Source organism: Rhodothermales bacterium, assembly GCA_013002345.1.
Classification (GTDB): Bacteria; Bacteroidota; Rhodothermia; order Rhodothermales; family JABDKH01; genus JABDKH01.
In genome coordinates, this window is the sequence record JABDKH010000290.1 from 1 (window position 1) to 5,235 (window position 5,235).

Annotated in this window: 6 protein-coding genes; all 6 read right to left on the bottom strand. The window is 58.7% G+C overall.

The annotated features are described in order from the left end of the window. Positions 1-760 (bottom strand): ABC transporter permease (locus HKN37_14015; GenBank protein ID NNE47765.1); only part of this gene is annotated, 760 nt, incomplete at its 3' end. Beyond that, positions 757-1,485, bottom strand: a complete 729-nt coding sequence (locus tag HKN37_14020; protein ID NNE47766.1) for an ABC transporter ATP-binding protein — start codon at positions 1,483-1,485, stop codon at positions 757-759. The genes HKN37_14020 and HKN37_14015, both read right to left, overlap by 4 nt. Before the next feature lie 11 nt (positions 1,486-1,496). Then, on the bottom strand, positions 1,497-2,414 hold the full coding sequence (locus HKN37_14025) for an ABC transporter ATP-binding protein (protein NNE47767.1): 918 nt from the start codon (positions 2,412-2,414) through the stop codon (positions 1,497-1,499). 27 nt (positions 2,415-2,441) lie between these two features. Further along, on the bottom strand, positions 2,442-3,365 hold the full coding sequence (locus HKN37_14030) for an HlyD family efflux transporter periplasmic adaptor subunit (GenBank protein ID NNE47768.1): 924 nt from the start codon (positions 3,363-3,365) through the stop codon (positions 2,442-2,444). Positions 3,366-3,367: 2 nt separating this feature from the next. Next, positions 3,368-4,618, bottom strand: coding sequence for a TolC family protein (locus HKN37_14035; protein ID NNE47769.1), 1,251 nt, complete (start codon positions 4,616-4,618; stop codon positions 3,368-3,370). Next, positions 4,615-5,196 carry a TetR family transcriptional regulator gene (locus HKN37_14040; GenBank protein ID NNE47770.1) on the bottom strand — a complete coding sequence of 194 codons (582 nt, stop codon included), beginning with the start codon at positions 5,194-5,196 and terminating at the stop codon, positions 4,615-4,617. Before HKN37_14040 ends, HKN37_14035 begins: the two co-directional genes overlap by 4 nt. Positions 5,197-5,235 lie beyond the last annotated feature (39 nt).

Consider the following 5,235-nt stretch of genomic DNA (forward strand, 5'->3'; position numbering starts at 1 on the left):
GAAGCAGCGGGATACTTCCCTTGACGGGAACGCCGAATACTAGACGGGCCAGAACCAGGATCGTGATGACGTTGACGAACGACAGAAAGAAGTACGGGATGACCTTTCCTATGATGATTTGAATCGGACGCAGCGGCGATACGAGCAGGACCTCCATCGTCCCAATCTCTTTTTCACGTGTGATCGTGATCGAGGTCATGAGGGCGCAAACGAGCATGAGTATGAGCGCGACCAGGCCCGGTACAAACAGATTGACGCTCTTGAGTTCGGGATTGAATCGCATCCGCACCTCGGTCGCGATACGAAGACTTCCTGCGCCCAGTCGTCTCGCCTGATAGTCCTGTATGATTGCGGTCGTGTACGTCTGCATCGTCTTGGCAGTGTTCGGATCCGTCGCGTCGGTGATGATCATGACATCTGCCACGCCGTCGTGCGAGAGCCGGTGTGCGAAGTTGGGCTCAAAGACCACAGCCTCCATGATCCGGCCGCTCTCGAACTCGGATCGCACGGCCTGAATGTTCGGAAGTTGTTCCACGACACTGAAATAGCTGGACGCCTCTATCTGGCTCTTGATCTCCCGCGTGATGAAGTCGTTGGACGGATCGACGAACGCGATCTTGACGTCCTGTACCTCGTTTCGCACCGCGAAACCGAATAGCGTGAGCTGGATGACGGGCATGCCGAAGAGAATCAGCAGCGTCCGGTAATCCCGGAAGATGTGATAGAACTCCTTGACCACGAAGCCCGCAAAACTCTTCATACCGCCTCGGGTCTTGCAAGGTGGACGAAGAGATCGTTGATAGATTCCACGTTGAAGCGTGTCTTCAATTCGGCCGGCTCTCCGATCGCTTCAATACGCCCGTCGACCATCATGGAGATGCGGTCGCAGTATTCGGCCTCATCCATGTAGTGAGTGGTTACGAACACGGTGATCCCGCTTGCGGCCGTCTCGTAGATCATGTCCCAGAACTGACGTCGCGTAATCGGATCCACGCCGCCGGTGGGCTCGTCGAGGAAGATGATCCTCGGATCGTGGATCAGTGCCACCGAGAATGCGAGCTTCTGCCTCCAGCCGAGGGGCAACGAGCGGATATACTCGTCGCGCGCGTGGGAGAGTTGGAGTCGTTCCAGGAGCCGGTCCGTCTTCTCCCGGATTGAGGTGCGAGACAATCCATAGATCCCTCCGTAGAAGCGGATATTTTCGGCTACCGTGAGGTCTTCGTAGAGGGAGAACTTCTGACTCATGTAGCCGATGTTCTGCTTGATACTCTCGGGCTGCGAGTAGACGTCATAACCGGCGACTGTCGCACTGCCCGAAGATGGCTGAAGCAATCCGGTCAGCATGCGGATGGCGGTCGTCTTGCCCGCGCCGTTCGCGCCCAGAAATCCCAGGATCTCGCCTGCCTCCACGGAGAAGCTGATGTGGTCGACGGCGGTGAACGCGCCGAACTTCCTGGTCAGGTCGTTTGCTTCGATGATCTGCACGGTGGTCGCGGCTACTGTGTCATGAGTTCGATGAAGACATCTTCGACGCCCGCCTTGATTGGATGGACCTCGGCCTGGACAAATCCCTGCCGCCGCACGTGGTCCGTCAGCATCGTCTCATCGACATCCTTTCGCCTGTCGGTATAGTGGACGTACTCACCGAAAGCGTAGACGGAATGCGCATGTTCATACCCGCGCAGCGCCTTGATCAACGGGTATCTTCGTTCTGTCTTGATCGCGAAGAGTGGCCGCGCGTACCCGGCCATTACATCGTCAGGCGTTGCGACTTCCAGCAGTCGTCCATCCTGGATCAGCGCGACACGGTCGCACAGACTTGCCTCATCCATGTAGGGAGTCGACACCACGATCGTGATTCCGAAGGCCTTGAGTTTCAGCAGCATCTCCCAGAACTCCTGACGCGAGACCGCATCGACGCCGGTGGTCGGTTCATCGAGGAGTAGCACACGCGGACGATGAATGAGAGCGCAGGACAGGGCGAGCTTCTGCTTCATTCCGCCGGACAGCTGTCCCGCCTTCCTTCTCTTGAACGGCTCGATCTGGATGTAGATATCCTTGATGAGCTCGTAGTTCTCTTCTACGGTGGTGCCGAACACAGAGGCAAAGAAGGACAGGTTTTCTTCGACAGTGAGGTCCTGGTACAGCGAGAACCGGCCGGGCATGTAACCCAGTCGCTTGCGCAGCGCCTTGTAGTCACGCACGGCGTGCAGTCCGTCCACGAAGACCTCGCCCTCATCGGGAAGCAGGAGGGTCGCCATGATGCGAAAAAGCGTCGTCTTTCCGGCGCCATCCGGCCCGATGAAACCGAAAAGCTCACCTTCGTCTACGGAGAACGACACGCCGCCGAGCGCTGGCGACTTGCCGTAGCTTCGCGTCAGTCCGGTGGCGTGGATCGCGAGTGAGTTGGACATGAGGTGTGAGTGTGGCGCGTCGGGATCTTAATTCGTTGGGAGCCAGACTTCTCCGGGCATTCCGATCTTCACCGATCCATCCTGGTTCTCGACACGCACCTTGAAGGCGTATACGAGATTGACCCGCTCTTCCTTCGTCTGGATGAGCTTCGGTGTGAACTCGGACTCGGAGGAGATCCATGAGATCTCTCCTTCCATCGACCTGTTTTCGGACCGGGTCTCGTCGATGCGGACGTCGACCGTCTGGCCCAGGCGGATGTGCGGCAACTGATCGCCGCTGACGTACGCGCGCAGCTCCATGACGGCCAGGTCGGCGACTCTGTACAGGGGCTTTCCGTAGGCCGTGATTTCCCGGGGCTCGGCATACGTTGTAAGCACCGTGCCGGATGTTGGATTGATGATCAGTGCGTTCTCAATCTGATCTTGCACTCGCGCAATCTGCGCATCGAACGCGACCATCTCAGCACGTATTGTCGAGAGCTGCGTTCGCGCGAGATCAATCTGCCGATCCAATACAGAGATCTGGCCATCGACGTCGTCCAGTTGTTTCTGTGTGGCCGCGTTGTCGGCGAGGAGTCTCGTGAGCCTGTCGCGATCCCGGTTCGCCACGCGCCGCTGCTCGGTCGTCACAGCAATCTGTGCGTCGACGCCGGCGAGCTTTGAGCGTACCGCCCGCCGACTGGCCTTGAGTTGCGCTTTCTGCAGTGCAAACTGAACCGTGTCTATGATACCGACAACAGATCCTTTCGCCACCGTCTGCCCTTCCGTCACATCCAGACGCATGATGCGCCCGGTGGCGCCGGCGGACACGATGACCTCCGTTGCCTCAAAGTTGCCGTAGGCGTCCGCGAGTTCATCTCCACCAGTGCAGCCTGCCAGGACCAGGGCAGCAGCAAGCGCGATCGGTCGGAATCGAAGCCGACAGGTCCGTTGATTAGCCGTACTCGTCATCATCATTTTCCTATGGTTGTCAGGTAACCCGCCCGGGCGCGGGAGAGTTGGATACGGTGGAGTTGCATCGCCAGCTGTGCCCTGCTCTCCGCATTGCGCTCTGTGAGGTATTCGCTCGCGGTGATCACGCCATTGTCGAGCTGACTGGCCGCCTGTTTCGAGATTCGGGCGCGAAGCGTAAGTACCTTCTCGTCGCGAGAAAGTAATTGTTCGAGGGTCCGTACTTCACTGAGATCTTTCTGCACGGCAATCGCAATCTGCTTCGAGAAAGACTGCTCTTCCGCGTCGATCAGGTTCTTCTGGAGGTCGAGAATGCGGCGATCGCGACGTCCCGTCTTCCACTTCCAGGGGTTCCAGTTCATGCGGATGCCCGCCGAGTAGAACGGCTTGAAGTCCGTCTCGAAGAAGTCCAGGCCCGGTGGGCGACCGAAAGCGGTCTCGGCGAACAGGGCCACTGAAGGTCGGTCCCGGCGACTGATCAGCGCCGCCTGGCCGCCGAGTGCTTTGCGACCGAGATCGAATACGTCGTACTCAGGTCGGTCACGACCCGGTGGCGGTGTCGGATGATTGTTCGTTGCAGGTAGAATCAGTACGTCATTGGCGTCGACGGGCTGGTCGATGAGCTCGGAGAGGACGCTCGACGCCCACTCGCGATTTGCGACCGCCTCGATTCGCTGCTGCTCTACGCTGATCATTTCAGCGGCGAGAATGTCGGCGTTAGATTGAAGCGCGACGCCGTTGTCGACGAGCGACCGGATCTTCTGCAGTCTTGATTCGAGATCCGCGAGCAACAGGTCGAGCACCTTCACCTGCGAATCAAACGTCAGGATTCCGAAGAAGGCGGCATCTACCTGCTGCCGCAACTTGTACAGCTCTACTGCAATCTTACCCTGCTCGAGATCGCGTTGTAGAGATTCGATTTCCTTGAGCTGCGCGGTCACCCCGCCATCGTACACGACTTGATCGGCGCCCAGAGCCACCTTGTACTGATCGTTGCTGGGCTGAGGCAGGGATCCACCTGCTCCGGGCAGGCTCACCTCCGCGACATCGGAATAGTACAGGGCCTGACTCCGGACGGATATCGCCGGAAGCAGCCGGACGCCGATGTTGCGCGTACGGAGTTCCGAGATCGATTCGTGGAGCGCGATCTGCTGACGTAGCGGCCAGGCCGCGATGGCAGACTGATACGCCTGGTCGAGGCTCAGTGTGTCGCTCGGAGCGGCAAATAGTGAGAGGGCAAGCAGAAGAGTCATCGATCCGTTGGGGTTTCTCTTTCTGAATTCGTTCGACCTTCGGACGTGTCAGGCAGGAGCGACATCGAGATCAGGTCATACAGATGTTCCTTCCGCTCCTGGATGAAAGCCAATCGGTCAGCTTTCGCCCGTGGAAGGATTGCCTCGACAGTGGGGAAGATGAGGAAGAAGAAGACGCAGCTTGAGACGATCGTGATGAGCGTCTGGTGCGGATCGACGTGCCGGATCTCACCGCGTGCGGCGGCCTGGTTCATGCGTTCGACAAAGATCCGGGGAGGCGAGTCGGTTGACTGTATCATCAGGCCGAGTCGCTCTGCGATTCGTTCTCCACCTGCGAGATGTTCCGTCACCATAAGTCGCATGACCGCCAGGTTGCCGGCGACGAAGTCGATGTAGCCGTCGATGACGGCGCGTAGCAGATCGGCGAAATCTTGCGCGTCGCTCAATCTCGTTCCAAACGATTCTACGAGCTTCTCGAGGACGTGGGCGAAGACGCGCTCGTACAGGCCGTTCTTGGAGCGGAAGTAGTAGTGGAGGAGGGCCTTGTTGATGCCGGCCAGATCGGCGATCTCCTGCATGCGTGCGCCGTCCCGGCCCTTCCTTGAGAAGACATTCAG